The organism is Paenibacillus sp. RC84, assembly GCF_041260495.1.
GTDB lineage: Bacteria > Bacillota > Bacilli > Paenibacillales > NBRC-103111 > Paenibacillus_F.
The window spans coordinates 32137-57256 of the sequence record NZ_JBGBYL010000005.1; the positions used below are offsets into that span (position 1 = coordinate 32137).

Consider the following 25120-nt stretch of genomic DNA (forward strand, 5'->3'; position numbering starts at 1 on the left):
AAAGTTATAAAATACGCCGTTGCGTAACCGAAAGCCCCCTCAAAGGGGCTTTTTTTCATGTAAAAGTGAATTTAGGGTCATGTTGGTCTCGTTTGGGTCATAAAGATTTCTTATAAAAGTTCCTTAATTTGGGTAGTCTGCCTGTTTCAAAACTGAAAAATTAGTCTAATGAATAGCAAACTACCCATGTACACATAGCGGGTATTGTTAGGCGTTCCTACCAGTTCCTACATTATAAAGAAGAACGCCATGCTGACAAAGAGGGGGATGCCATGATTAATTTTACGAATGTCAACAAGTATTATGGATCATTTCACGTACTGCAGAACATCAACCTCGAAGTGAAAAAAGGCGAAGTCGTCGTCGTCATCGGTCCTTCGGGATCGGGTAAAAGCACGATGCTGCGCTGCATTAACCGGCTGGAAGCGATCCAGCAGGGGGAGCTGACGGTAGAAGGCGTTCGGGTGAACGACAAGAAAACCGACATCAACAAGCTCCGGCGGGAAATCGGCATGGTTTTTCAGCATTTCAATCTGTATCCTCACAAAAAAGTCATCGACAACATCACGCTGGCTCCCGTTAAGGTGCTGGGGCTCTCCAAAGCCGAAGCGGAGAAGCGCGCGATGCTTTATTTGGAAAAGGTAGGAATCCCCGATAAAGCGCAATCTTTTCCATCTCAGCTTTCCGGAGGACAGCAGCAGCGCGTGGCGATTGCCCGCGGGCTTGCCATGGAGCCGAACATCATGCTGTTCGATGAGCCGACTTCCGCGCTCGACCCCGAGATGATCGGAGAAGTTCTCGACGTGATGAAGACGCTGGCGAAGGAAGGGATGACGATGGTCGTCGTAACCCACGAAATGGGCTTCGCGCGTGAAGTGGCGGACAGGGTCGTGTTTATGGACCAGGGCCAAATCGTCGAGGAAGCGCTTCCGAAACAATTTTTCGAGAATCCGCGGGAAGAACGGGCCAAATTGTTCTTGAGCCGTCTGTTTGCGCATTAACTGATTAAGGGATATGCGGTTTAACCCAATACAGAAGCGAGAAAAGGAAGGGGTCTACTTATGAAAGTTTGGAAGCCTTTTAAAATCGGCATGATTCTGCTTACCTTTATTCTGGTGCTGGGCGCCTGCGGCAAAGCAAAAGATTCGGGCGGATCGACAGGCGGATCGACTCCGGGCGGCTCCGCCGCCCCGACGACGGACACGAAAACGCTCGATGCGATCAAGCAGCGCGGCAAATTCGTAGTCGGCGTCAAATTCGATACAAACCTGTTCGGTTTGAAAGATCCGGGAACGGGCCAAGTCAACGGTTTCGATATCGATATCGCCAAAGCGATCGCCAAAAAGCTGCTTGGTGACGAAACGAAAGTCGAACTGAAAGAAGTGACTTCCAAGACGCGGATTCCGATGCTCCAAAAAGGAGATATAGACGCCATCATTGCGACGATGACGATTTCGGAAGAGCGCAAGAAAGAAGTGGATTTCACCGACGTCTATTTCAAGGCGGGCCAATCCTTGCTCGTTAAAAAAGGCAGCGACATTAAGTCGATCGACGACGTCGTGAAGAAGAAGGGCGTCAAAGTCCTGTCCGTAAAAGGCTCCACTTCCGCGAAAAATATCCGTGCCAAAGCCCCGGACGCGCAGGTGCTGGAATTTGAAAACTACCAGGAAGCGTTCACGGCTCTGAAATCCGGCAAAGGGGAAGCTTTGACGACGGATAACGCCATTCTCTACGGAATGACGAAGCAGGACCCGGGCTATGAAGTCGTAGGCGGCACGTTCACGGATGAGCCGTACGGCATCGCGGTCCGCAAAGGCGACGCGGAATTTACGAAAGCGGTCAACGACGTTCTGAAAGAACTGAAGGACAGCGGCGAATACGCGAAAATTTACGAGAAATGGATCGGCGAGAAACCGGCCGAGTAAAACGGAGCGGGATAGGCGGCCGGCCGGCCGCTTGTCCCGTTTTCTTCCGGGATATCGTTATTAGAAGGAACAGATCGGGGTGCTGCCGGTGGATTTAAGTGTAATTACAGAGAATTGGGACAGATATATCGAAGGATTCGGCAATACCGTGATGGTCAGTCTTCTCTCGCTGGTACTCAGCTTCCTGCTCGGGACGCTGGTGGCCGTCCTGCGGATCTCGCCTTTTAAAGCGCTGCGGGCGATCAGCGGGGTCTATGTGGAATTCGTGCGGAACATTCCGCTGTTGTTGATTATTTTCTTCTTTTATTACGGGTCTTCCGAGTTCGGCCTTTCGCTGGACGGGTTTACCGCTGGAACGATCGGCTTGACGATTTACACGTCCGCGTTTATTGCGGAGGCGATCCGTGCAGGCATACTGGCCGTTCCCGCAGGCCAGGCGGAGGCGGCCCGTTCTTCGGGTCTTTCCTACGGGCAGACGATGATTCACGTCGTTCTTCCCCAGGCGATCAAGATTGTGATTCCGCCTCTTGGCAATCAGTTTCTGAACTTGATCAAGAACTCATCCATACTTGGCGTTATCGCGGGCATGGATCTCATGTATTTCGGGGATTTGATCAATTCCGATACGCTCGATACGTTTAATGTGTATATCGGGGTCGCGCTTTTCTATCTGGTGCTGACGATACCGCTCAGTCTGCTGGTTCAGTATCTCGAAAGAAGAATGGCGCGCGCCTAATCGGTTCCGGACGGGACAAGATCCGGTGAATGTCAAAGTGGGGTGTCGGAATGGATTTCTCAGGTGCATACAACGCGGATAATTTGTTGTTTTTGTTAAAAGGGTTTCTCGTAACGCTGGAAATGGCCGTTATCGCCATTATTTTAAGTTTTGTCATCGGCAGTCTGGTCGGGGTTATCCGTTACTCGAAAATCCCCGTGCTCAGCCAGCTTATGGCGGTTCTCGTCGAAGTGATCCGGAACCTGCCGCTGCTGCTCATTATTTTCTTCGTTTACTTCGCCGTGCCGGAAGTGACCGGTGTGGAAATGAGCATTCTGACGTCCGCGATCATTTCCTTGACGATTTTCGAATCGGCGATGATTGCCGAAATCATCCGCGGGGGGCTCAACTCCATCGACAAGGGGCAAATCGAGGCGTCCCGCTCCTCCGGGTTAACCTATGTGCAGACGCTCTGGCACATCGTGTTCCCGCAAGCGGTGCGCCGAATGGTTCCGCCGATCGTCAGCCAGTTTATTTCACTGCTGAAGGACACGTCGCTTACCGTTATCATTGCGGCGCCGGAGTTGATGCACAACGCGCAGATCATCAACGGTTCTTCCCAGAAGTTCATCGTTCCGATCTTCCTGCTCGCTGCGCTGATGTATTTCGTCGTCAACTATTGCATTTCCCTGTTCGCCCAGCGCTTCGAGCTGAAAAGGACGTGACGCCGCGCAAGTCTTATGCGGCTCGAAGACTCGCGAAGTTCCGGCTCCGGCCGGACGACAAAGAACCCGCTGTAAACCGGTCCCGGACCGGTTTACAGCGGGTTCTTATGTTGCCAGGCGGACGAAAAGCGGCAGCTTAACGCGTCAAACGTGTGCGCTCGAATTCGGCTTTGATCTCAGCGAGCAGCGCCGGGTCCGTGATCACGTCGTAGGCGGTAGCCGCCAGCATCTTGGCGGCCAGAATCATGCCGTCCAGCGCGCGCTGCTGCATCGCAAGATCGCGGAACTCCGGCGTGTGGAGCAGGTGCTTCTCTTCAATGACCTTCATATACGGGTGAATCGTCGGGCAGTGAAGAGAGACGTTCCCGAGGTCGAGGGAGCCGTGGTCCTTGCCCGTTTGAATCATCTCTTCGGTAATGCCTGCCGAAGCCAGGTTGCGGTTGAACACAGCGGACAGCGTCTCGTTCGTGTTCAGCTCGTCATACGAGTATTCGTAGTTCGAGGTGGTGAGAGTGCAGCCGGTCTGCAGAGCGGCCCCTTCCGCGCATTTCAGCACCTTCGCCGCGACTTCGTTCGTGTACGCGCGGGAAGAGGAGCGGACATAGAACTGGGCGACGGCATAGTCGGGAATAATGTTCGCGGCCTGGCCGCCTTCCGTGATAATCCCGTGAATGCGCACATCGCTGCGGAGCTGCTGGCGCAGCGCATTGACGGAATTGAACAGCATGAGCACGGCGTCCAGAGCATTCACGCCCTCGTAAGGGGAGGCGGCTGCGTGGGCCGCCTTGCCGAAGTACTCGAACTGGATGGCATCCAGGGCAAGGGATTCGCCTGAACGCTCATACGTATAATAAGGATGCGCCATCAGCGCGAAGTCCACGTCGTCGAAGAGCCCCGCGGCCGCCATGGGAACTTTCGCCCCTTTGGTTTCTTCGGCAGGCGTGCCGTAGACGCGGATGACGCCGCCCGTCTCGTCGATGACGGATTTAAGCCCGACGGCCGCGCCGATGCTCATCATGCAGATGAGATGATGACCGCAGGCATGGCCCAGCTCGGGGAGAGCGTCGTATTCCGCCAGGAAGGCGACGGTCGGTCCGGGCTTGCCGGAGTCGTACACGCCCAGGAAAGCGGTCGGAATGTCGAGAACGGCCCGTTCAACCGTGAAATCGTGCCGCTCCAGCTCTTCGATCAGCCGGGCACAGGCCAGAAATTCTTCATGGCCGAGCTCGGGATTTTGCCCGATATAAGTGGAAATCGCTTGAAACTCCGGCGTGTGGAAATCGATGGTGTTATAGATACGTTCCTTCATGGCGCTTCTCCTTATGTATGTAAGTGGTGGGGGCGGCGCCCCGTCGTTATGTTTCGGATGTAAGTCCATTGTAATACAAACTCGGACCCGCTACCACTTCCGGCTCCTTTGCGTTACAATAAAGCACGGAAAGCGCAAAGTCCGCATTTGCTGCAATTAACGCATCTTCCCAAAGGAAATTTCATTCGGCGAAGATGTTTACATAGCCCAGGAGGAGGATATTTATGAATAAATACGGATCGGATAACTGGCAGGATCACCGTTTTACGCTGGCCTGCAAAGAAGTCGAGCGCAGAGGACAGTGGCTGGACATTCATCTGGCGCTTCTCCCGGAAGAAGGAGAGACCTTGCCGGAAGAACTGCACGATCCCAGCGTGTACGTCATCTGCGATCTGGGAGGAGCGATCGTGCAGATCATCCTGCTGGATGAAGGCTGCGACTGCGAATACCAGTTTACCCCGGGCGAGAAAGAGAAAATTGCCCGTTATCTCGAAGAGCATTGCTCGGCGGAAATGGATTCTCTCCTCTTGCGCTAGAAAAGTAGAGACCGGCAGGCCGGCTCCGGAATATACTGTCTTATAGACGTAAGCGACAGGAGGGGCCGCCATGGGAAGAGCATTGCGCTACATCGCGTTCGGAGACTCGCTGACCGTCGGTACGGGCGATCCGACGCGGGAAGGTTTCACCGCAAGATACCGCGGCATGGCAGAAGCGGCGCTGGGACGCAGCGTAGTTCTGCGCAGTGCCGGTACGAACGGCGCCACATCGGGCGAGCTGCTGCAGTACTTGCGTAACGAGGGAGAGCTGAGGCGGGAGCTGGCAACCGCCGATATCGTGACGATTACGGCAGGCGGGAACGATCTCATCCGCTCGGCGATGCCTTATCTGAAAAGCCGCGATACGGGCGTGCTGAAGCGAAGCCTGCGTAAGTTCGGGGGCAACCTGCGCCAGATCGTGGGCTATACCCAGCTTCCGACTCCGAACGGCAAGTCACCGCTGGTGATTCTCGTCGGATTGTACAATCCGATTTCCATGCTGCCGGAGGCGGAATTCTGGATCAAACGCTTCAACCAGCAAATGGCCGGGCTTGGGTCGCGCACGGTTCGGTACGTGGACGTGTATCCGGCTTTCAAGGGAGCGGAGAGCCGGCTGATTTCCGACGATCTTTTTCACCCGAATGCGGAAGGGTACAAACGGATAGCGGAATGCATCGCCCAGAGCGTCCCGCTCACTTCCCTTGCGGGAGGAGGCGGGCATTAAAAAAACAGTGAAGCGGCCGCCTCACTGTTTTTTTTCGGTTTACGCGGGGACGGGCAGGACCTGCATCACGGCGAAGAAGTGACAGACGCTGCCTCCGATGACGAACGAATGCCAGATCGCATGGTGGTAGGGAATGCGCCGCCACAGATAGAACACCGTTCCGACCGTGTAGAGCAGTCCGCCCGCGACGAGCCAGATGATGCCGTTTGCCGATAAATGCTCGGCCAGGGGTTTAATGGCCAATACGATCAGCCAGCCCATGCCGATGTAACAAACCGTCGAGAGGACGATAAACCTTTTGACGAAGAAAATTTTGAGCACGATCCCGAGAAGGGCGAGCCCCCATACGATGCCGAGCAGGGTCCATCCCAGCACTCCCCGCAGCGTAACGAGCATAAAAGGGGTATAGGAGCCGGCGATCAGTACATAGATAGCGGAATGGTCCATGATTTCGAAAATGTCTTTCAGCTTCCCTCCGGGAGCGCTGTGAACGAGCGTGGAGCACAGATAAAGCAGAATCAGGGAAGTGCCGAAAATGCTGAAGCTGACGATATGCCAAGTGTTTCCGTATGTGGTTGCCTGAATGACGAGAAGAACCAGAGCTGCTACGCTAAGCAAGGTGCCGATTCCATGCGAAACGGCGTTTGCGACTTCTTCGCGCGGTGAATATTCCATAGGGTTTACCTCCAAGCTATCCGGGACCGGATGCCCAATTTACTGGCTAATGACTACTTAGACGCGGTTCCTCGACATACCCCTTCAACGCTTTTTACCCGTTTTTGCGCTTATTTTGATGGAACTTTTAGCCAAAGGGACTGTACCAGGTGCGTCTAAAGGCTCAGAAGCTGCATAAATATACAGGTTTTATGCCCTATATACGCTTTAAAAAGCATTTTCATAAAGCATCTTGCATAAAAGAAGCGATTTCGGTATACTAAATCATGTTCTTTTTTGAATTGACCCTTCGTTAATAAACTATTTTGAATAAAGGAGCACTTGCCATGAAAAAATGGGGACTGACACTTATCGCCCTTGTACTGACAATGAGCCTCATAGCTGCATGCGGCAAAAAAACCGAAACACCGAAAGATGCGGCCGGCGGCGCTCAAACAACAGCACCTGCGAAGAAGCTTATCTTGGGGACGAGCGCGGATTACCCGCCGTATGAATTCCACAAATCGACGAACGGCAAAGACGAAATCATCGGCTTCGACATCATGATCGCGAAAGAAATCGCGAAAGACATGGGAGCCGAGCTGGAAATCAAAGATATGAAGTTCGACGGTCTGCTTCCGGCGCTTCAATCCGGCAACGTGGATATGATCCTTTCCGGAATGACGCCTACCGAAGAGCGCAAGAAGAACGTTGATTTCTCCAAAACGTATTACACCGCGAAGCAGATGATCGTTGTCCGCGCGGAAGACAAAGACAAGTACAAGACGATGGACAGTTTGGCGGGCAAGCGGATCGTCGTTCAGAAAGCTTCCATTCAAGAGACGGTAGCCAAAGAACAAATCAAAGACGCCAAAATCAAAACACTAAGCAAAATTACCGACATCGTGCTTGAGCTGAAAAACAAGAATGCCGACGCCGCGATCATCGAGCTTCCGGTTGCGACTTCCCACGTAAACCGCGACAAGAGCATTGTGATTGCCGAAGCGACTCCGACGGTTGAAGAAGCGGGTTCCGCGGTTGCTTTCAAGAAAGGCAGCCAGGACAAGATCGACCTGGTGAACAAGACGATCGACCGTCTGATCGCCGAGAAGAAGATCGATCAGTTCGTAACCGAAGCCACCGGCCAAGTGGAAGCCGAGTAAGCGCAAGGTCATCGGACCGGTAACTGCAATAAATGTGAGATAGCGGAGAACCCTCCGCTATTTTCTTTTTTCAGGGATGGTCACAAGGTGGTTAGAAATTGTATAATTAGCGGTGTCCATCCGCACTTAAGGAGGAGTTAACAGCCCATGAATTTTTCATTTTTAAACGAATACGGGCATTATTTTGTGGACGGTACGAAGGTCACGCTTCTTCTGTCCGTGATTACCGTCATTTTAGGCGCGATTTTCGGAACAGGGATGAGCCTGCTCCGTTTGTCCGGTGTTTGGCCGCTGCGGTGGCTGGCTACGGCTTATATCGAGTTTTTCCGGGGAACACCGATCATTATTCAAATTTTCCTCGTGTATTATGCGCTGCCGCAGTTTATCCCGGACTTTCATTTCCCTCCGTTTCCGTTTCTGGAAGAGTACGGCGGAGAATTTACCGCAGCCGTCATTACGCTCGGACTCAACAGCACGGCCTATGTGGCTGAAATTATGCGCGCGGGCATCCAGTCCGTGGACAAAGGGCAGATGGAAGCGGCCCGCTCCCTCGGGATGAAGCCGTGGATGGCGATGCGTCTTGTCGTGATTCCCCAGGCGTTCCGCACGGTACTGCCGGCGCTCGGAAACGAGCTGGTCGTCGTGATCAAGGAAACGTCGATCGTATCGGTCATCGGCCTCAACGAACTGATGTTCAACGCGGACACGGTCAAAGGAAGCCTGTCGCTTCCGTTCGAACCGCTGATCATCGCCGCTTTTATTTATCTGGTCATTACCCTGACGCTGTCCAAGCTCGTCGGAATGCTCGAAAGGAGGCTGACGAAGTCGAATGCTTAACATTACGAACCTTCATAAACATTTCGGGAAATTAAACGTGCTGAACGGAATCGATATCGAGATTGAAAAAGGCGAGGTCGTCGTTGTCATCGGGCCTTCCGGCTCGGGCAAAAGCACGTTCCTGCGCTGTCTCAATCTGCTGGAAGTGCCGACCGACGGCGAAATCCTCTTCGAGGGTATTTCCATTACGAACAAGAAGACGGATATCAATTCCGTCCGGCAGAAGATGGGCATGGTGTTCCAGCAGTTCAACCTGTTCCCCCATCTGTCGGTCAAAGACAATATTACGCTTGCTCCGCGCAAGCTGAAAAAAATGTCGGTGAGTCAGGCAAATGAAACCGCGGCCGATTTGCTCCGTAAAGTAGGATTGGCGGAAAAAGCCGACGCTTATCCGGCCCAGTTGTCCGGAGGACAGAAGCAGCGGATCGCGATCGCCCGCGCGCTTGCGATGTCCCCCGACGTCATGCTGTTCGACGAGCCCACCTCCGCACTCGATCCCGAGATGGTCGGCGAGGTGCTCGACGTTATGAAAAAGCTGGCGAAAGACGGCATGACCATGGTCGTCGTCACGCATGAAATGGGATTTGCCCGCGAAGTAGGCGACCGCGTCGTCTTCATGGACGGGGGCGTCATCGTCGAACAGGGCAGACCGGAAGAAGTGTTCTCGAACCCGCAGCATGCCCGGACGAAGGAATTCCTGGGTAAGGTGCTGTAAGCGAGATAGAACACGAAATTGTTATCGCAGAGCAGGGAGGAAGTCTCGTGGCGCCCATTAAAATTTTTACGGACAGCACGAATGATTTAAATCCGCACTATTTGAAGGAAAACGAAATCGGCGTCGTTCCCCTTTATGTCGTCTTCGGCGACGATTCTTACCGGGACGGGGTGGACATTACACCGGAGGTCCTGTACCGGAAAGTCGAACAGTCGGGCAAGCTTCCCAAGACGGCGGCTCCGTCGCCGGCCGACTTCGAGAAAGCGTTCCGGCCTCCTATCGAACAGGGCTTCGATATCGTCTATATCGGGCTTTCTTCCGAAGTCTCGTCGACTTATCAGAATGCCGTGTTAACGTCCGAGCTCTTTCCGGAAGGACGGGTAACCGTCATCGATTCCCGCAACCTGGCTACCGGCATCGGCATTCTGATCTGCAAAGCCGTGGAAGCGGCCAAGCAGGGACGCAGTGCGGCGGAGATCGAAGCCATGGTGAAATCGTTCATTCCGAAGGTGAGCACGGAATTCATTATCGATACGCTGGATTATTTGCACAAAGGCGGCCGTTGTACCAGCTTACAGGCTTTTTTCGGAAGCCTGCTGAAAATCCGCCCGGTCGTGCAAGTCAAGGACGGTTCCATGATTCTAACTTCCAAAGTGCGTGGTAAGAGGGAGAAAGCGCTGGAACAGCTGGTGGACAACGCGCTGGCCTTCAAGCACGAGATGGACCCGGATGTCCTGTTCGTTACGCATTCCATGGCGCAGGAGGAAGCGGAGCTTGTACGTGCCCGCCTTCTGCAGGAAACGGGTGTCAAACGGATTGAGATTACGGAAACCGGATGTGTGGTTTCCAGTCATTGCGGTCCTCAGACAGTGGGCATCGTATTTATTAAATCTTAGAAATGAGGGTACTTCTTGACGATCAAGATTATTACGGATGGAACTTCCGATTTGCCTCAGGAGCTGGCCCGTGAATTAGACATCACAGTCGTACCCCTGCTCGTCCGTTTCGGCGACAAGGAAATGACTTCAGACATGAGCAGAACCTTATTCTATGAGCTGATGAGGCAGGAGCCCAAGCTTCCTCAGACGGCGAGTCCCGCCCCGCATACTTTTATGGAAGAGTACCGCAAGGCTTCACAAAGTGACATTCTGGTAGTCTCTGTTTCGTCTAATCTCAGCAGTACCTATCATCATGCCCTCATGGCGAGAGAACAACTTATGGAGGACGGCTATACAGGCCGGATTGAAGTGCTCGACTCCCGCACGGCTTCTCTGGGACAAGGTCTTCTTGCCGTGAAAGCGGCCAAGTTCGTGAAAGAAGGCTTGCCGTTCGAAGAGCTGGTGGCCCGGATGAAGGAAGAAGTCAAAAGCCATCATACGTATTTTTTCCTGGACACGCTTGAAAATGTCATAAAAGGAGGCCGCCTCGACCGCGTCCGCGGCGCGGTGGCTTCCGTGCTGAACATCAAGCAGATCATGAAAGCGAGCGAAGAAGGCACCCTGGAGCCTTTCGAGAAAGTGCGCGGGACCCAGAATGCGATCAAGCGTCTGATCGAACGGGTAAGCGAGAAAGTGAGCGAAACCCGGCACGATCTGGAGCGGTGCATCCTCGGCATTGCGCACAGCAACTGCGAGGACCGCGCCCGGGACGTGAGAGATCAGCTGCTCCGGCTGTTCCCGTTCGGTCAGGTCGTCATCACCGAGATGGGGCCGGTTATCGGCACCTACGCGGGAGAGGGCGGCATCCTTATTAGCTGCTGACAGCTGATAAAAGCCGCTCCCGGCTGACGGTGAGATTTGTTTCCGCCGGCTGACCGGTGCACACATACAGGCATGGACATAAAAAAGGCTGTCTACCGGTCCGCGGGACCGGTAGACAGCCTTTTTTTGTGCGCGCATGCGTGGATGCGTTACTCCGCCCGCGGATCCGCGTTGTCTTCCCCCGGAAGCTCCCGGGTTACAATCTCGGGATCGTCGACGCTCACGAGCGGGGAAGGCTCGCCGTCGTAGAGCACCCACAAATCGTGCAGGGCGCGGGTACAGCCCACATAGAGGAGCTTGGCGTCCTGAGCGTCGGCGCCGTAATGGACGGGGTCCGCATCCGTCAGGATGGCGGCGTCGAACTCGAGCCCTTTCGTCAGGTAGACGGGCACGACCGAGATCCCGCCGGCGTACTGCTTCTGGTCCGCGGTGATTCTGCTCGCCGCAAGGCCCAGCTCTCCGAGCTGCGCGTGAAGCCGCCCGGCGTCTTCCTCGGTGCGCGTAATCACCGCTACAGTATCGTAGTTCCGGCGGAGAAGCCGCTCAACCGCTTCGCGGAGGAAGGCGCTTTCCCGCTCCTTCTCTACCCGGAGCACCTTGACCCGTTCGCCGGACCGGAATACGGGAACGGCCAGGAGACCGGCCCCGACTCCGGTGGAGAGGACGTGGTTCGCGAAACGGATAATTTCCATCGTGGAGCGGTAGCTCCGCTCCAGTTCGAAATAAGCGGTTTCGCCTTCCCCGAAAAGCGACGTGAGTTCGGCCCAGTCCTGCGTTCCCCGGTAGGCGTGAATCCCCTGGGACAGATCGCCCAGAATCGTGAAGGAATGCTGCCGGGTGTACGGATCGAGCACGGCAATCTGGAACGGGGAAGCGTCCTGCGCTTCGTCGATGACCACGTGGTCGAACCGCTCCGAGCCTTCGATGCCGTGCAGGGAGGCATGGATAAAGACGAGCGCCGGAAGATCCTCGTGGCGCACCTTCTTGCGGCGGAAGGAGGCCAGCGTATCCTTCGCCACGGCTTCGGGAATCCGGTCGCGCAGTTCTTCCGTCATCCAGACGGCCCCGGCTTTGGGATCGAACACGGCTTTATAGAACGACAGCGCATCGAGCTCCGGCCAGCCTTTCAGGTAGGCTTTCAGCCGCTGGGTCGATTTGGTTTTCCGTTCTTTTTTCTGCTTGGCGTCCCAGACTTTGTCCAGTTCCATCGTTATCCAGCGTTTGATCCGGGCGACGACCCGCTCTCTGCGCTTGGCGGGAGGGAGATGTTTGTATTCTTCGTTGTACCAGACGCCGATCGTTTCGGCCGGGAGCGTTTTCCCGTCCCAAGGGTGAAAAGGTTCCTGCGGCAGACAGGTCCGCGCGTAGCCGTCAAAGCAGCTTTCCAGGAAGCTCCTGAAGGCGACGGAGCCTTTCCAGCGGCCGGAAACGTCGTCGTTCAGCGGCGGACGCTTGGAACCGAGGGCAAACCAGACGGCACTTTCGTCGGCGGGATTCTCCAGCGCGAAGGAAAGTCCGGTCAGCTCTATGGCCCAATCCGCAAACGTGCTCTGCCGGATATGTCCGACGCCGAGCTCCGGGAGCACCCCGGATATGTAATCGAGAAACATGGAGTTCGGTGCGAAAATCATCATATTTTCCGCTTTAACCTGGTCGCGGTATTGATAGAGCAGAAAAGCGAGACGGTGGAGAGCGACGGTCGTCTTGCCGCTTCCGGCGACGCCCTGAATAATAAGGGCCGCGTTCTTGGCCGAACGGATAATTTTATCCTGCTCCGCCTGGATCGTGGAGACGATATCGCGCAGCTTATTGTCTTTGTTCTCACCGAGTCGGTACAGCAAAAACTCGTCTCCGCCCGCTCCGGACAGAAGATCGCTGTCCCGCTCGTACGTATCGACGACCCGCTGGAGAATCTGCTTGCGGATGACCAGGTTTCTTTTTAAATACACCAGACCTTCGACAAGACCGTCGGGCGATTCGTACGCCGCTTTCTCGTCCCCGCCCGTGTAGGAATAGAACATGCTGGCTACCGGAGCCCGCCAGTCAATGACATGAGGTTCTCCGCCGCTCTCGTCGTCGACGCCGAACTTGCCGATGTATAAAGCGGACTTGCCGGCAGCGTTTTCAGACTGAAAGTCGAGACGGCCGAAATAAGGTTCGTCCGATGCCAAGGCAAGCGACTGCCGGCTGCTTTCGCGTACGGCTTCCAGCGCCTGTTCCGTGAAATCCGGCCCCCGGTAAACGGGAAAGGCCTTCAGCTCCGCCAGTCTCCGGTTGACGTCCGCCAGAATGGCGTCCAGCCGGTTTTGTTCCTCTTGATAGGCACTTTGATTCTTATCCAAGATCAGTTACCCCCTAAGATCAGATTTTGAGCATGAAGAAACAATATATCATATCCGGCAAACAATGGCAACAACACCGGGCATGGCGGTCAAGCCTTGGCACGGTCTATGCTGAAGGGAAAGAAAACAGACAGCCGAAGGCGGTAAGCCCCGAGTTTCTGGCAGGATCATCCTTGTGGTATAATGACTGCATATTTTCAGAGAACCGCATCATCTTAGATGAAGTTTAAGTTCTCCTAACCGAACCTGGAGTGAACTGCCATGAAAAAAGGAAACGAACAACAGGCCGTCATGACGGGCCTTCTTATTGCGGACAAGTCCGGGACATTTATTACGCGCCATCTCGATTGGGCGGAGATGCAGTTCGGGGGATTGGTCGGAGACCGGCATTTCGGAGTGACAAGCAAGGCCGACGTCCGCCAGCCGATGTATCCGCGGGGAACCGAGATCATGAACCGGCGGCAAATCAGCATCGTGTCCGAGGAGGAATGCGAGGAGATTGCGGCCGCTCTCGGCATTGAACGCGTCGCGCCCGAGTGGCTGGGAGCGAACATGGCGCTCAAGGGGCTGGAGCGTCTGACCGCACTGCCGCGGGGAACGAGAATGTTGTTTCCGAGCGGAGCGGGACTCGTGTGCGAAGGAGAGAACGAACCGTGCGTCCATCCGGGTAAGGTGATCGCCGAGCAGATGGGGAATCCCAAGCTTGCGGGCAAGTTCGTCAAAGCCGCCTGGAACCGCAGAGGAATCGTGGCTTCGGTCGAGAGGCCCGGCATCGTTTCCGCCGGGGACGAGGTAAGGATTCTTTTTCCGGACGAATTGTAAGCTGATACTTGCCGTTTGAAAGGAGTTTTGCGCATGAGAATAGGAGTATTGTCCGATACGCACATGAGGCCGAAGGCAGGTAAGCTGCCCGATGCCGTTCTGAAGGGGCTGGAGGGGGTCGACCTCATTCTGCACGCCGGAGACTGGACCAGCCCGGAAATTATCGGGTGGGTGGAGAAGATCGCGCCCGTGGAATCCGTCGCAGGGAACAATGACGGTCCGGACATTGTAAACCGATTCGGATACAGCAAGCTGATCGAAGCCGGCGGGCTCACCATCGGGCTTGTCCACGGGGACCGCGGCCGGGGAAGATCGACGGAGCAGCGCGCCCTGTTCACTTTTCAGGACGACAACCCGGATGTGATCGTGTTCGGCCATTCGCATATTCCGTATTCGGAACGGATCGACGGCCTGCTTCTTTTTAACCCCGGCTCGCCTTGGGATAAGCGCTGGCAGCCCCGGTTTTCGTTCGGGTTGATCGAGACGGACGGGGAAAAAACCGAAGCGAGGCACATTTTTTTCGATTCCCGGGAATAGCCGGGCAGAGACTGTGATTGAACGGCAGGGAGCATGACAAATGGATAGAAAAATAAGGACGGCTGCGGAAGATGCGGCTGTCTTTTTTTTGCGGAAAAAGGATACCTTAAAGCGGATGCTTAAAAATGATAAAACGTTTAATCATTGATCTATCAAAACATTCCGGAGTACAATCATTTCGTAAGAACTACAAAGAAAGTTACACGTTTCTTTTAGATGTAAAACGATTAATCAAATTCTGACAAATCAGCCGATTTGGGGGAACGATGAACAAAATAACGATTAAAGATATAGCGGCGGAGGCAGGCGTGTCCATCGCGACCGTGTCCAACGTGATGAACGGCACCGGAAGAGTCTCCGGTGAAACCGCCAAGAGAGTGCTCCAGGTCATCGACCGGCACGATTATGCGCCCAGCACGGCGGCCCGTTTTCTGAAAGAAAGACGCTCCCAGCTCATCGGGATTCTGGTCCCGACCGGCGAGAGGGGACGGCTCGAAGACAACCCGTTCTACTGGCAGCTCGTAATGGCCGTCGAAGCGGAAGCGAGAGAAGAGCTCCTGCATGTTATCGTTTCGGGCGTGACGGAAGAGGACTCGCTCACGTTTGTGCAGGAGCGGCAGCTCGACGGCATGATCGCTATCGGGATAACCGGCGATTCCCCGCTGCTGGGGCGCATCGCCCAGCTCGACGTTCCGTGCGTGTATTTGGACTGCTACCTCACCGGAGGGGAGAACCTTCAGGTCGTCAATATGAACGACCGGATGGGCGGTTACCTCGGGACGAAGCACCTGCTTTCGCTCGGGCATGAGCGGATTGCCGTCATCGCGGGCGACATCGTCACTTCGGGCGTCTATGAAGAACGCTGGCTCGGCTATACCCGGGCGCTGGAGGAGAGCGGCATCGAAGCGGACCGCGCTTTGCTCGTCGAGACGCCGGTCTCTCTGCTCGGCGGTTATCACAGCGCCCAGCAGGTTTACATGCTCAGCCCGAAGGTCACCGCCGTATTCGCTTTTTCCGATGTGGCGGCAATCGGGCTGATGAAAGGGCTGCAGGAGCTCGGCGTACGCATTCCCGACGATCTCTCCGTCATGGGATACGACGATATCGACTACGCGGGCTTTCTGACACCCTCCCTGACCACGATCCGGCAGGATATCGGCACCAAGGGGAAGACGGCGATACGCCGCATTCTCAGTATGATCCGCGGAAGCGTCCCGGCCGAGCATTCGGTTACGCTGCCCGTTGAACTTAAACGCCGCCAGAGCACCGCCCGGCGTTTCCAACCCAACTCCATTCAGAAAGAGGAATAGGTCATGCAAACGAGCGAAACCATTCATCCCGACAAATCCATCGATACGGTGCTGGAAGTGGCCCCTAAAGCACCCGGACGCGCTACACACGTAACGGAGCTGGACGATTCTTATCTTATTCACGGCCAGCACGCCAATTTGCTGCTGACTTTTTTGGAAAGCGGGCTGTTCCGGATCAAATTGTTCCACGGGATTAAGCCGGAATTCAAGGCCGCGACCGTCGCTGTACTGGCGGAATCGTTTCAACCGGTTAAAGCCGACCGGACGGAAAGCCCGGAAGCGTTCGAATTCCGCACTTCCGCGCTGCGCCTGATCGTCGAGAAAGAAACGTTCGCTTTGACGGTTCAAACGCCGGCAGGCGAGCTTCTGATGAAGCAGCCCACGCTTTCGTGGACGACACGCGGCTCGCTGAGCGGCTCCTATGTGATGGGGACGGACTCTCATTTTTACGGCCTCGGGGAGAAAACGAGCTTCCTGGACAAGCGGGGAGAGCGCTATGCGATGTGGAACTCCGACGTGTTCGCGCCGCATGTGCCGGAAATCGAAGCGCTGTACGAATCGATCCCTCTGCTCATTCACATGCATCAAACCGGAACGTACGGGCTGTTTTTGGACAATCCCGGCCGCACTGATTTCGATATGCGCACGCATCCCGATCTTTTTACGATTCAATGCACGACCGGGGAGTATGATCTGTACTTCATTTTCGGTCCGCAGCCCAAAGACGTCGTCGGCCGCTACACGAAGCTGACGGGCCGCATCTCTATGCCGCCGAAATGGTCCCTTGGCTACCATCAGTCCCGTTACAGCTATATGAACCAGCAGGAAGTGCTGGAGCTGGCACGCACGTTCCGCGAGAGAAACATTCCGTGCGACGTCATTCATCTCGATATCCATTACATGGATCAGTACCGCGTCTTTACGTTCGACAAGGACCGTTTCCCGGACCCGGAAGGAATGATGGCGGAGCTGAAAAAGCTCGGCATGCGCATTGTGCCGATTGTCGATCCCGGCGTCAAAAAAGATCCTAAATACCCGATTTACCGGGAAGGGATCGAGAACGGCTATTTCTGCAAAAAGCTGGAAGGCGAGCTGTTTATCGGAGACGTATGGCCCGGTAAAAGCGCGTTCCCCGATTTCACGGAAGATGCCGTGGGCAAATGGTGGGGGGAGAAGCACAAGTTCTACGTGGACCTCGGCATCACGGGAATCTGGAACGATATGAACGAGCCGGCTGTGTTCAATGAATCCAAAACGATGGATCTCGATGTCATCCACGGCAATAACGGCGATAGCAAGACGCACGAAGAGCTGCATAACTTGTACGGCATGATGATGTCCAAAGCGACTTTCGAAAGCCTCCGGGAGCAGCTCGGCGGTGAGCGGCCGTTCGTTCTGACACGGGCAGGCTACAGCGGAATACAACGTTATGCCGCCGTATGGACGGGCGACAACCGCAGCTTCTGGGAGCATATGGCGATGGCGATTCCGATGGTGCTGAACCTGGGGTTGTCCGGAATTCCGTTCACGGGTCCCGATATCGGCGGCTTTGCGCATCACTCCACGGGACAGCTGCTTGCCCGCTGGACGCAAATGGGGGCGCTGTTCCCTTTCTGCCGCAACCACAGCGTGATCGATTCCGTCCGCCAGGAACCGTGGTCGTTCGGCGAAGAGACCGAAGCGATCTGCCGCACCTACATCGAGCTGCGCTACCGCTGGATGCCGGTATTGTACACGCTGTTCCACGAAGCATCCCGGACCGGGATGCCGATTCTGCGGCCGCTTGTGCTGGAATATCCGCGCGATCCGCAGGTGACGAACCTCAGCGACCAGTTCCTGCTCGGCAGCAGCGTTCTCGTCGCCCCGGTCTACCGTCCCGATACGGAGCACCGCGCCGTGTATATCCCGGAAGGCGAGTGGATCGACTACTGGAGCGGGGAGAAGCATGCGGGACCGAAGCATATCCTCGCCCACGCGCCGCTCCACATTATGCCGATGTATATCAAAGCGGGAGCTATCCTTGCGGAAGAGCCGCTTAAACAGCATGCGGACGAGGAAGCGGCATCGTCTCTGACGTGGAACATTTATGCTTCCGGCGGCAGTTCCGAGGGAACCGTGTACGAAGACGACGGGATCACTTACGGGTACGAGCAGGGAGCGTACAATGTGATCCGCATGTCCACGGAAGCGGTCGATGGAGGCATGAAGCTGGCTTGGGCTTACGAGCACAGCGGGCTGCCAAACGCAGACCGCAGCTTCCTGATCCGCATCAAGCACGCGGGATTCGCCCCTGCGGCGGTGGAAGGCCTCCGGCGTCTGGAAGCCGGCATGATCGGCGGAGACCGGGCCGCAAGCGGCTGGGCTTACGACGAAGCTGCCGGAGAGATCCTGATCCGGACGGCGGACACCCCGCAGCAAGTTGTGCACATCCGCGCCTGATCGTTCAGCGCACGGTCAGACCGCTTCCGGCGCTAGAGCTCCGGCCCCTTCAGGGGTCGGAGCTTTTTAGCGCGCCCGGGTGTATGACCGCTGTGTCGCGAATGAGCTGACGGGGCGGAGAGCAGCCCGGGAGCATCTGCGGCAGCTGTGCGCAGAACAGGTGAGGATAAGCTCAAATCCGCCCGCTTCTGTCCGATTCGTGCGGACATTCTCTCTGCTGCTTCATCGGCCTTGGCACCGCTATTTCAGCTTGGTGATCACAAAGCCGCCGACCACGATACCGAGGCCGACCCAGGTTTTCCAGTTCGGAATTTCCTTCAGGAAGATGTAACCCATCAGCACGCAGATAAAAATTTCGATGCCTTTGGATATGCCTAGGGACAAGGTCAGGTTGCCCGTCGTCTTGTAGCAGAACTTCACGCCGTATCCGATCATGACGTTGGCCGCAAACACCAGCGGGATCATTTTGCACTGAAACCACAAGGTTTGCCAGAGCGAAGGATCAATGTGTTTGCTCTGATAAGAGAAGATGCTGTTGATCGTCAGAAGTCCCGCCAGAAGCAGGGCGATTCCGTATACCATAAACATGTACAGGTCTCCTTTGTCTGTTTCTTCCCGTTTAATGTTTCCGGCGCGCAACAAATTAACCGCCGTAAAACTTATTTGTTCCGGACAAAATAAACTATTCACACAATGTTAACGAGAATAGCCCTGTTGAGTCATATTAAAAAGGGCAGCCGCGTGTAAGAATAATGGAAGCGAAAGGAAAGGAGGCCTTGCCTTGCTAAAACCGATCAGCCGATTCCTGCTGGCCGTTCTTCTGGTGTTTGCCGTCACGGCTTGCTCGCCCGAACTTAAGGGACAGGACCCGGCCAAAGTCAAAGTCGATCTCGTCACCGAGCCTTCGCCGGTCAAAACTGGCGAGAAAGCGGTGGTCACGGCGCAGATTACCGGATTAACCACACAAGAGGGGGCGAGAGTCCAGCTCGACGTCCGTATGGCGGACAACAGCGGGCTTCCGGAACTGCTGGATGCGAAAACAAGCGGGGACGGAAATTACTCGATAGAGAAAACGTTCGATCAGCCCGGCAAATATGCCATTTACGTGCATCTCTACCAGGGAGTGCTGCACATCACCAAGAAAAAGGTGCTTGACGTTTCATGAAGCTCCGTCTGATTCCCCTGTGGCTGTGCGTCTGTGCCGCGGCGGCCGCCGGGATATGGCTGCCTCACCAGCGGGCGGAAGCGGCGCCGGACGCGGGTGCGGCCCGGCCCGCCGCGCTGCAGCAGCTCATCGACCGTACGCCGTCCGGCGGCCTGCTCCGGCTCCCGGCAGGCTCCTACGAGGGCCCGGCCGTTATTGCCCGCCCCATCGTGATCGAGGGGCAGAGCGGCGCCGTCGTCAGGAACAAAGACGGCAGCGGAAAACCCGCTATCACCGTCCGGGCGGACGATGTTTCCCTGACAGGTCTGCAGATCGAGCAGGACGGGGAGGGGGCGTCTTCCGACATGCCCGCGGTGCTGGTTCAGGGAAGCGGAGCTTGGCTTCATTCCCTGGATATCCGCACGGATGCTTTCGGCATTCTGCTGCGGGATACAGGGCATAACCGGATCGAGAATAATTCCGTCGTCCGGACCGGAAGCGGAGCGGCCAAGCTGTCCGAAAGACGCAATGGCATCGATCTTTTCAACGCGCACGATAACGTGATATCGGGCAACCAAGTAAGCTCCATGAACGACGGAATTTATCTGGAAAGCAGCCACCGGAACAAGGTGGAGGCCAATTCCGTCGAACATTCCCGGTACGGGATTCACTGCATGTACACGAAGGGGACGGTCGTGCGCAACAACACCGGCATGTACAATGTCACGGGCGCCATGATCATGGGCGTCAAGGAAACCGAGGTATCCGGCAATTCTTTTACGAAACAAAGCGAGAGCGTGAACTCGCAGGGACTGCTGTTTTTCGACGTACATAATTCGAAAGTAACCGGCAACAAAGTGGAGGGCAACCGGGTCGGCCTTTATGTCGAGCAATCGGGCTCCAACGATTTCGCTAACAACGACGTGCTGCAAAATTTCGTGGGCGTCCAGTTTCTGGAATCGGAAAATAACCGCTTCACCGGAAACCGCTTTATCGGCAACGTAATCGAGGCGGAAGCGAATGAGAGCGAGAGCAACGCGTTCAGCGGCAACTTCTGGGAAGCGTTCCGCGGTCTGGACAGCGACGGGGACGGGAGCAGTGATCTGTCGTATGCGCTGAATCCTTTTTTTCAAAGATTGACGGGGGAGGTTCCCGCTTACCAACTGTTTTTTCAGTCGCCGGGGATGCAGTTTCTCGAAAGTATGTATACCTCGGATCGTGAAGGCTGGACCAAGGATGAAGCGCCTATGATGAAGCCCGGAACGGGGCCGGAACAAAAGCCGTTAAGCGGAGCGGCGGGGAATACGACTCTGGTGTTCGGGCTTCTGCTGCTGCTGGCGTCGATCAGTACAATTTATTATGTGGGGGTTAGACGGATATGAAAAGAAAAGGTTTGTTTTTGCTGAGTGTTCTGCTGATTTTGACGGTTTTGTCCGCATGCGGGAAAGCGAAGGATCAGGCGGAGCCCATCAACGAAGAAACGGATAAATGCGCGATCTGCAACATGCAGATCAAAGACGACGCGTTTGCCGTCCAGCTCAAAACGAAAGACGGGAAAACCTACAAATTCGACGATCTCGGCTGCATGAACGAATGGAAAGGGAAAAATGCGGCGAACCCCATCCAAGTCCAGTTTGTCCGGGATTACAACAACAAAGAGTGGATCAAGTATGAGGATGCGACTTACGTGTACGATCCTTCCTTCAAATCCCCGATGGCTTACGGCATCTATTCGTTTAAGGACAAAGCGGAAGCCCAGAAGTTCGCGGAAAGCCAGAAAAAAGGCAAAGTGATGACGGCTGCGGATCTCGGCAAGCACACGTGGGAACAGAATAAAAGCATGATGAACATGGGCGGAAGCCATGACCACAGCGTCACGCCGGAAGCCGGCGGGGATAAGGACGCTCACGGCGGCAAAGCCGGCGACCAGGGAACGCACGGCAAATGAACGTGCTGACGATTGCGCTGCGCGAAGTGAAAGTCGGGTTTAGAAACCCGTGGGCCTATTCGTTTATGGCCCTCTTTTCTTTATTCAGCCTGTCCTTGCTTCTTATTAACGCTCAAAGCTTCGTACAGGGCTATTCAAGCTCTACCTCTTCCATGCTCAATCTGATCTTATATTTACTTCCGCTTATGACGCTTCTGCTGGGCTCGTTTTCGTTAACGGCGGAGAAGGAGGAGGGAAGCTGGCAGCTTCTTTCCACGTATCCGCTCGCTACCTTTGCGTTTATTGCCGGGAAATATACGGGTTTGACCGTGGTCATGCTGACCATCGTCGCCTTCGGGTACGGCCTGACGGGCGTAGTCGGGGCGTTGACCGGAAGAGGGCTGCAGCCGGCTACGCTCGGGTTGTTTTTCGCCTTTTCCACGGGGCTCGTTCTGCTGTTTCTTGCGATCGCGCTCGTGCTGGGCACGTTTGCCAAGAACCGCTGGCAGGCGCTGACCGCAGGTGTGGCGGTGTGGTTTTTCGCGGTGATCGGCTGGCCGACGCTGCTGATTGCCGTTCTCGGCCAGCTTCCTTACGTCTGGATCAAAAGCGCGCTTGTGGTGCTCACGTTCTTGAATCCGGCAGAGCTTGTCCGGCTGTTTGTCGTCGTGAAGCTCGGCGGCGGCGCGGCACTGGGGCCCGAATACTACGAGTGGGTCCGCTGGATCGGCCGTCCGGAAGGAACCCTGGTATTTATGGGCTTGTGCCTGGTCTGGATCGCCGTATGCGCGGGCTTGGCCAACTGGATCTGGGAAAGGGGGCGCTCCCGTGGCTGAGAATGTCCTGCAAGTGTCGGACTTGCACAAAAAAATCGGCAAGCAGCCGATTATCCACTCGGTCAACCTCCAAATAAGCAAGGGACAGGTGCTGGCCCTCTGCGGCGGGAACGGAGCCGGGAAAAGTACCATTCTGCGCATGATCGCCGGTATTACGCAGCCCACTTCGGGGGTTATCGAGGTGAACGGCCGCAAGTGGAAAGAAAACCGCACGGCGTACGCGCAGCAGATCGGATACATGCCGGACGATTATTTGTTCGGCCAAGGGTTGTCGGCGGAGGAAACCCTTCAATTCTGGGCTTCGCTGCGGAAGGTTTCCAAAGCGAGAGTGCTGGAAGCCCTGGAGCTGGTCGGACTGGCCGATGTGAGGCGCAAGCCGGTCAGCTCCTTCTCCAAAGGCATGCGGCAGCGGCTGCTGTTCGCCCAGGCACTGCTGGCCAAGCCGGCGCTGCTCATCATGGACGAACCGACCAACGGACTCGATCCTTACTGGATGGATTCGTTCGTTGAGCTTGTCCGCTACGCGAAGCGGGAAGGCCATGCCGTTCTGTTCTCCACGCACCAGCTTGGCGTGGCGGAGTCGGCCGCCGATCATGTCGTATTCCTGAAAGAAGGGCGCATAGCCGAAGAGGGAACGGCCGAGTCTTTCCGGGAAGCATACGGTCCTCAAGGGCTGCAGGCGGCCTTCTCCAAGCTGTTCGGCTATCGTACCGGCGGGGACGGCGGGATTTAGCGGGAGGTGGGAGATTTGACACATAAGCTGCGGCGAGGAGCCGTCCTGCTTATCGCAGGGCTGATCGCAGCCGCTCTGGCGTACACCCTGTACCATGCGGATTCAGAGGAGACTGCCGTTGCCGTCCGGGCCGGTGCGATGGCGCCGGATTTTACCGTTACCGGATTGGACGGCCGTTCCGTCGCGCTTTCCGACTACCGGGGCAAGGGCGTGCTGCTTAATTTCTGGGCCTCCTGGTGCGGCCCCTGTACGCATGAGATGCCCCGTATGAATGAAGCTTACCTGGAAGGAATTCCGGACGTGGAAATTGTTGCCGTCAACGTAGGCGAATCGAGAGGAACGGCGAACGAATTCGCCATGCAGGGAAACCTTGCATTTCCCGTCCTGCTCGACCCGAGCGGCGAGGCCGCCCGAAAATACCGGGTCGTCGGTCTTCCGGCCACCTTCCTGATTGATCCCGACGGCAAAATAGCGGCGGTTCGTCCGGGTGAGCTGACCAGCTCTGCGGAAGTAAAGAAGCTGCTGCAAAGCCTGAGCAGATGAATGAAGGTTGGCTTCGGGTTAAGCCGGAAGCCTGACCGTTCTTTTACGGCCCTAATTAAAAAACTCCGGACCGCCGAAGGTCCGGAGTTTTTCGTTCATTCGCTTTATATCGCCGCTGTATACCGTCCGGCGGAGATGACCGGGGTGTTCGGCATCAGCTTCAGCATCCGCAGGCGGGATGCCTCCGCAGATTATCCAGCAGCTCCTCCGTCAGGGGAATACCGAGGCTCCGGTAACCCATCAGGACAGCACCGGCTGCGGGAGAGAAGGCGGGCGGCTGCCAGCGGTAGGTCTTGCGGTTGCCGACGCTTAATTTTTCCGCAAGTTTTTGCTTGAAATAGGGGCTGTTCACGACGCTTCCGCCAGCCGCCACGGAAACCGTCTCTCCGTTAAAACGGGAACCCAGAAGCTTGATGCCGACCGAAATCTGGTGAACCGCGCGGTCGCAGACCGTCCGGGCCAGCCGGCTGCCCCTCACAGCCTCTCCCGTGATCAGGGGAGCCAGTTCACCGAACTTTTTATTGCGCGCCTTGGTGTCGGGAATGAAGCCGGCGCACGCGAGCTCGGAGTACCTTTCCAGCGTTTCCAGGCCCCAGTGATCCAATATGCCGGCGATCAAATCCGCATCCGACTCGTCCAAATTGCCCGCAAGTGCCTCGTAGGTGGCGTCATAGCCGAGAAAACGCGCCGCGCTTGCCGAGTAATGATGCAGATCGTAATTGCGGATGTGCCTGTTGTCGTCCGTTACGGCCAGAATGATCGATCCGGTCCCGGAAATAACCATGATCCCCGGTTCGGACAACAAAGCGCCGCTGTGAGCGACAACAGCGTCGTTCACAAGCTGCCGGGGGCAGCTTAACCCTTCCACGTCGGTTAGCCCGCGAACCCAGGGAAGATCGGATTCGGAGTCGTATCCGGCCATTCCTGCGGTCAACGAGGCCGCTTGATCCAATGTCCGGCCGGCCTGCGCAACCGCTTCCAGAATAGCGCCTTGGACATTTTCCCGCGCACGGTCGTCCTTGTGGATGGACGAGGCGCCTTTTTCCACGTAGGCCATCACGTTACCGGCCAGATCCGCCGCAAGAACCCGGGTATGCGTGCCGCCGCCGTCCATTCCGAGAAGAAACGTTTTCGTCGTTAATTCGGTCATGTTAACCCCCTGCCGATAATCATCGTTCAGAAGGATCATAACCCAGATTCCAGACCCTGGAAATATACGTCTTATAAATTTTTTTCCAGGACGGACAAGACCTGCCGCACACTATGATTTCGGAGGAATTTCTTGCCGAACCTCCTTCTATCCCGTCTTCCGTCCTTGCAGGGTTACTCCCGGGCCGATATACTGAAGTGTACGAGAAACAAGAACCTGGCGCCGGAACGACAAAAAGATGGATGTCTTGCACTGCGGGAAACGCAGCGAGATA

At 55.8% G+C, this 25120-nt stretch carries 26 protein-coding genes; 21 read left to right on the forward strand and 5 right to left on the reverse strand.

From position 1 onward, the window contains the following. The first annotated feature begins 272 nt into the window (after positions 1 to 272). From ABH899_RS12710 to ABH899_RS12725, 4 genes are all read left to right on the forward strand, one after another. Positions 273 to 1001 carry an amino acid ABC transporter ATP-binding protein gene (locus ABH899_RS12710; protein ID WP_009672791.1) on the forward strand — a complete coding sequence of 243 codons (729 nt, stop codon included), beginning with the start codon at positions 273 to 275 and terminating at the stop codon, positions 999 to 1001. A 60-nt stretch (positions 1002 to 1061) separates the two neighbouring features. After that, positions 1062 to 1925, forward strand: coding sequence for a transporter substrate-binding domain-containing protein (locus ABH899_RS12715; protein WP_369996554.1), 864 nt, complete (start codon positions 1062 to 1064; stop codon positions 1923 to 1925). Positions 1926 to 2004: 79 nt separating this feature from the next. Then, positions 2005 to 2661, forward strand: a complete 657-nt coding sequence (locus ABH899_RS12720; protein WP_009672874.1) for an amino acid ABC transporter permease — start codon at positions 2005 to 2007, stop codon at positions 2659 to 2661. A 50-nt stretch (positions 2662 to 2711) separates the two neighbouring features. After that, positions 2712 to 3365 carry an amino acid ABC transporter permease gene (locus tag ABH899_RS12725; RefSeq protein WP_369996557.1) on the forward strand — a complete coding sequence of 218 codons (654 nt, stop codon included), beginning with the start codon at positions 2712 to 2714 and terminating at the stop codon, positions 3363 to 3365. Between the two features lie 136 nt (positions 3366 to 3501). Here the strand turns inward: ABH899_RS12725 and ABH899_RS12730 are convergent, their stop codons facing one another. Further along, positions 3502 to 4674, reverse strand: a complete 1173-nt coding sequence (locus ABH899_RS12730) for a M20 family metallopeptidase (RefSeq protein WP_369996559.1) — start codon at positions 4672 to 4674, stop codon at positions 3502 to 3504. A gap of 224 nt (positions 4675 to 4898) precedes the next feature. On the opposite strand from ABH899_RS12730, the gene ABH899_RS12735 reads away from it, so the two are divergent. Continuing rightward, positions 4899 to 5210, forward strand: coding sequence for a hypothetical protein (locus tag ABH899_RS12735; RefSeq protein ID WP_369996561.1), 312 nt, complete (start codon positions 4899 to 4901; stop codon positions 5208 to 5210). Positions 5211 to 5280: 70 nt separating this feature from the next. Beyond that, on the forward strand, positions 5281 to 5934 hold the full coding sequence (locus ABH899_RS12740) for a GDSL-type esterase/lipase family protein (RefSeq protein WP_369996563.1): 654 nt from the start codon (positions 5281 to 5283) through the stop codon (positions 5932 to 5934). Between the two features lie 39 nt (positions 5935 to 5973). On the opposite strand, the gene trhA is transcribed toward ABH899_RS12740, so the two are convergent. Then, positions 5974 to 6609 carry a PAQR family membrane homeostasis protein TrhA gene (gene trhA, locus ABH899_RS12745; protein WP_218228565.1) on the reverse strand — a complete coding sequence of 212 codons (636 nt, stop codon included), beginning with the start codon at positions 6607 to 6609 and terminating at the stop codon, positions 5974 to 5976. A 326-nt stretch (positions 6610 to 6935) separates the two neighbouring features. Between trhA and ABH899_RS12750 the strand changes: the two genes are divergently transcribed. From ABH899_RS12750 to ABH899_RS12770, 5 genes are all read left to right on the forward strand, one after another. Further along, positions 6936 to 7751, forward strand: coding sequence for a transporter substrate-binding domain-containing protein (locus tag ABH899_RS12750; protein ID WP_369996566.1), 816 nt, complete (start codon positions 6936 to 6938; stop codon positions 7749 to 7751). A 147-nt stretch (positions 7752 to 7898) separates the two neighbouring features. Continuing rightward, positions 7899 to 8588 carry an amino acid ABC transporter permease gene (locus tag ABH899_RS12755; RefSeq protein ID WP_369996568.1) on the forward strand — a complete coding sequence of 230 codons (690 nt, stop codon included), beginning with the start codon at positions 7899 to 7901 and terminating at the stop codon, positions 8586 to 8588. Continuing rightward, positions 8581 to 9303 carry an amino acid ABC transporter ATP-binding protein gene (locus tag ABH899_RS12760; RefSeq protein WP_369996570.1) on the forward strand — a complete coding sequence of 241 codons (723 nt, stop codon included), beginning with the start codon at positions 8581 to 8583 and terminating at the stop codon, positions 9301 to 9303. The genes ABH899_RS12755 and ABH899_RS12760 overlap by 8 nt, the downstream gene beginning before the upstream one ends. A 47-nt stretch (positions 9304 to 9350) precedes the next feature. Further along, a complete protein-coding gene (locus tag ABH899_RS12765) occupies positions 9351 to 10199 on the forward strand; it encodes a DegV family protein (protein ID WP_369996572.1) in 849 nt (282 codons plus the stop codon). Positions 10200 to 10214: 15 nt separating this feature from the next. Next, a complete protein-coding gene (locus ABH899_RS12770) occupies positions 10215 to 11063 on the forward strand; it encodes a DegV family protein (RefSeq protein WP_369996574.1) in 849 nt (282 codons plus the stop codon). A gap of 149 nt (positions 11064 to 11212) precedes the next feature. On the opposite strand, the gene ABH899_RS12775 is transcribed toward ABH899_RS12770, so the two are convergent. After that, positions 11213 to 13405, reverse strand: coding sequence for a HelD family protein (locus tag ABH899_RS12775; protein WP_369996576.1), 2193 nt, complete (start codon positions 13403 to 13405; stop codon positions 11213 to 11215). 261 nt (positions 13406 to 13666) lie between these two features. Between ABH899_RS12775 and ABH899_RS12780 the strand changes: the two genes are divergently transcribed. From ABH899_RS12780 to ABH899_RS12795, 4 genes are all read left to right on the forward strand, one after another. Next, on the forward strand, positions 13667 to 14227 hold the full coding sequence (locus tag ABH899_RS12780) for an MOSC domain-containing protein (protein ID WP_369996577.1): 561 nt from the start codon (positions 13667 to 13669) through the stop codon (positions 14225 to 14227). A gap of 33 nt (positions 14228 to 14260) precedes the next feature. Continuing rightward, positions 14261 to 14764, forward strand: coding sequence for a metallophosphoesterase family protein (locus ABH899_RS12785; RefSeq protein ID WP_369996579.1), 504 nt, complete (start codon positions 14261 to 14263; stop codon positions 14762 to 14764). A 266-nt stretch (positions 14765 to 15030) separates the two neighbouring features. Further along, on the forward strand, positions 15031 to 16074 hold the full coding sequence (locus tag ABH899_RS12790; RefSeq protein WP_369996581.1) for a LacI family DNA-binding transcriptional regulator: 1044 nt from the start codon (positions 15031 to 15033) through the stop codon (positions 16072 to 16074). Positions 16075 to 16077: 3 nt separating this feature from the next. After that, a complete protein-coding gene (locus ABH899_RS12795; RefSeq protein WP_369996583.1) occupies positions 16078 to 18513 on the forward strand; it encodes a glycoside hydrolase family 31 protein in 2436 nt (811 codons plus the stop codon). A 240-nt stretch (positions 18514 to 18753) separates the two neighbouring features. On the opposite strand, the gene ABH899_RS12800 is transcribed toward ABH899_RS12795, so the two are convergent. Next, positions 18754 to 19101 (reverse strand): hypothetical protein, encoded by a 348-nt coding sequence (locus ABH899_RS12800; protein ID WP_009672845.1) that lies wholly within the window; start codon positions 19099 to 19101, stop codon positions 18754 to 18756. Between the two features lie 193 nt (positions 19102 to 19294). Between ABH899_RS12800 and ABH899_RS12805 the strand changes: the two genes are divergently transcribed. From ABH899_RS12805 to ABH899_RS12830, 6 genes are read left to right on the forward strand one after another with little or no spacing between them, the layout of a single operon-like run. After that, positions 19295 to 19678, forward strand: coding sequence for a FixH family protein (locus tag ABH899_RS12805; protein ID WP_369996585.1), 384 nt, complete (start codon positions 19295 to 19297; stop codon positions 19676 to 19678). Beyond that, the gene (locus tag ABH899_RS12810; protein ID WP_369996587.1) at positions 19675 to 21039 is read left to right on the forward strand and encodes a right-handed parallel beta-helix repeat-containing protein; all 1365 of its coding nucleotides are present in this window, start codon (positions 19675 to 19677) and stop codon (positions 21037 to 21039) included. The genes ABH899_RS12805 and ABH899_RS12810 overlap by 4 nt, the downstream gene beginning before the upstream one ends. Beyond that, complete coding sequence (locus ABH899_RS12815; RefSeq protein ID WP_369996589.1) at positions 21036 to 21605, forward strand: nitrous oxide reductase accessory protein NosL; 570 nt, start codon at positions 21036 to 21038, stop codon at positions 21603 to 21605. Before ABH899_RS12810 ends, ABH899_RS12815 begins: the two co-directional genes overlap by 4 nt. Beyond that, entirely contained in the window at positions 21602 to 22420 is an 819-nt protein-coding gene (locus ABH899_RS12820; RefSeq protein WP_369996591.1) for an ABC transporter permease, read from the forward strand. The genes ABH899_RS12815 and ABH899_RS12820 overlap by 4 nt, the downstream gene beginning before the upstream one ends. Continuing rightward, positions 22413 to 23153 carry a heme ABC exporter ATP-binding protein CcmA gene (gene ccmA, locus ABH899_RS12825; RefSeq protein WP_369996593.1) on the forward strand — a complete coding sequence of 247 codons (741 nt, stop codon included), beginning with the start codon at positions 22413 to 22415 and terminating at the stop codon, positions 23151 to 23153. Before ABH899_RS12820 ends, ccmA begins: the two co-directional genes overlap by 8 nt. Positions 23154 to 23159: 6 nt before the next feature. Beyond that, positions 23160 to 23696, forward strand: a complete 537-nt coding sequence (locus ABH899_RS12830; protein WP_369996596.1) for a redoxin domain-containing protein — start codon at positions 23160 to 23162, stop codon at positions 23694 to 23696. 160 nt (positions 23697 to 23856) lie between these two features. Here ABH899_RS12830 and ABH899_RS12835 read toward each other — a convergent pair whose 3' ends face one another. Continuing rightward, positions 23857 to 24846: a BadF/BadG/BcrA/BcrD ATPase family protein gene (locus ABH899_RS12835; protein WP_369996598.1), complete on the reverse strand. Its 990-nt coding sequence runs from the start codon at positions 24844 to 24846 to the stop codon at positions 23857 to 23859. Positions 24847 to 25120 lie beyond the last annotated feature (274 nt).

Bases quoted from the DNA above. Each gene is read 5' to 3' on its own strand.
- ABH899_RS12835 (WP_369996598.1), bottom strand. From the start codon at position 24,846: ATGACCGAATTAACGACGAAAACGTTTCTTCTCGGAATGGACGGCGGC.
- ABH899_RS12800 (WP_009672845.1), bottom strand. From the start codon at position 19,101: ATGTTTATGGTATACGGAATCGCCCTGCTTCTGGCGGGACTTCTGACG.
- ABH899_RS12790 (WP_369996581.1), top strand. From the start codon at position 15,031: ATGAACAAAATAACGATTAAAGATATAGCGGCGGAGGCAGGCGTGTCC.
- ABH899_RS12725 (WP_369996557.1), top strand. From the start codon at position 2,712: ATGGATTTCTCAGGTGCATACAACGCGGATAATTTGTTGTTTTTGTTA.
- ABH899_RS12820 (WP_369996591.1), top strand. From the start codon at position 21,602: ATGAACGTGCTGACGATTGCGCTGCGCGAAGTGAAAGTCGGGTTTAGA.
- ABH899_RS12780 (WP_369996577.1), top strand. From the start codon at position 13,667: ATGAAAAAAGGAAACGAACAACAGGCCGTCATGACGGGCCTTCTTATT.
- ABH899_RS12750 (WP_369996566.1), top strand. From the start codon at position 6,936: ATGAAAAAATGGGGACTGACACTTATCGCCCTTGTACTGACAATGAGC.
- ABH899_RS12815 (WP_369996589.1), top strand. From the start codon at position 21,036: ATGAAAAGAAAAGGTTTGTTTTTGCTGAGTGTTCTGCTGATTTTGACG.
- ABH899_RS12760 (WP_369996570.1), top strand. From the start codon at position 8,581: ATGCTTAACATTACGAACCTTCATAAACATTTCGGGAAATTAAACGTG.
- ABH899_RS12810 (WP_369996587.1), top strand. From the start codon at position 19,675: ATGAAGCTCCGTCTGATTCCCCTGTGGCTGTGCGTCTGTGCCGCGGCG.
- ABH899_RS12730 (WP_369996559.1), bottom strand. From the start codon at position 4,674: ATGAAGGAACGTATCTATAACACCATCGATTTCCACACGCCGGAGTTT.
- ABH899_RS12735 (WP_369996561.1), top strand. From the start codon at position 4,899: ATGAATAAATACGGATCGGATAACTGGCAGGATCACCGTTTTACGCTG.
- ABH899_RS12755 (WP_369996568.1), top strand. From the start codon at position 7,899: ATGAATTTTTCATTTTTAAACGAATACGGGCATTATTTTGTGGACGGT.
- ABH899_RS12795 (WP_369996583.1), top strand. From the start codon at position 16,078: ATGCAAACGAGCGAAACCATTCATCCCGACAAATCCATCGATACGGTG.
- ABH899_RS12785 (WP_369996579.1), top strand. From the start codon at position 14,261: ATGAGAATAGGAGTATTGTCCGATACGCACATGAGGCCGAAGGCAGGT.
- ABH899_RS12715 (WP_369996554.1), top strand. From the start codon at position 1,062: ATGAAAGTTTGGAAGCCTTTTAAAATCGGCATGATTCTGCTTACCTTT.
- ABH899_RS12740 (WP_369996563.1), top strand. From the start codon at position 5,281: ATGGGAAGAGCATTGCGCTACATCGCGTTCGGAGACTCGCTGACCGTC.
- ABH899_RS12710 (WP_009672791.1), top strand. From the start codon at position 273: ATGATTAATTTTACGAATGTCAACAAGTATTATGGATCATTTCACGTA.
- trhA (WP_218228565.1), bottom strand. From the start codon at position 6,609: ATGGAATATTCACCGCGCGAAGAAGTCGCAAACGCCGTTTCGCATGGA.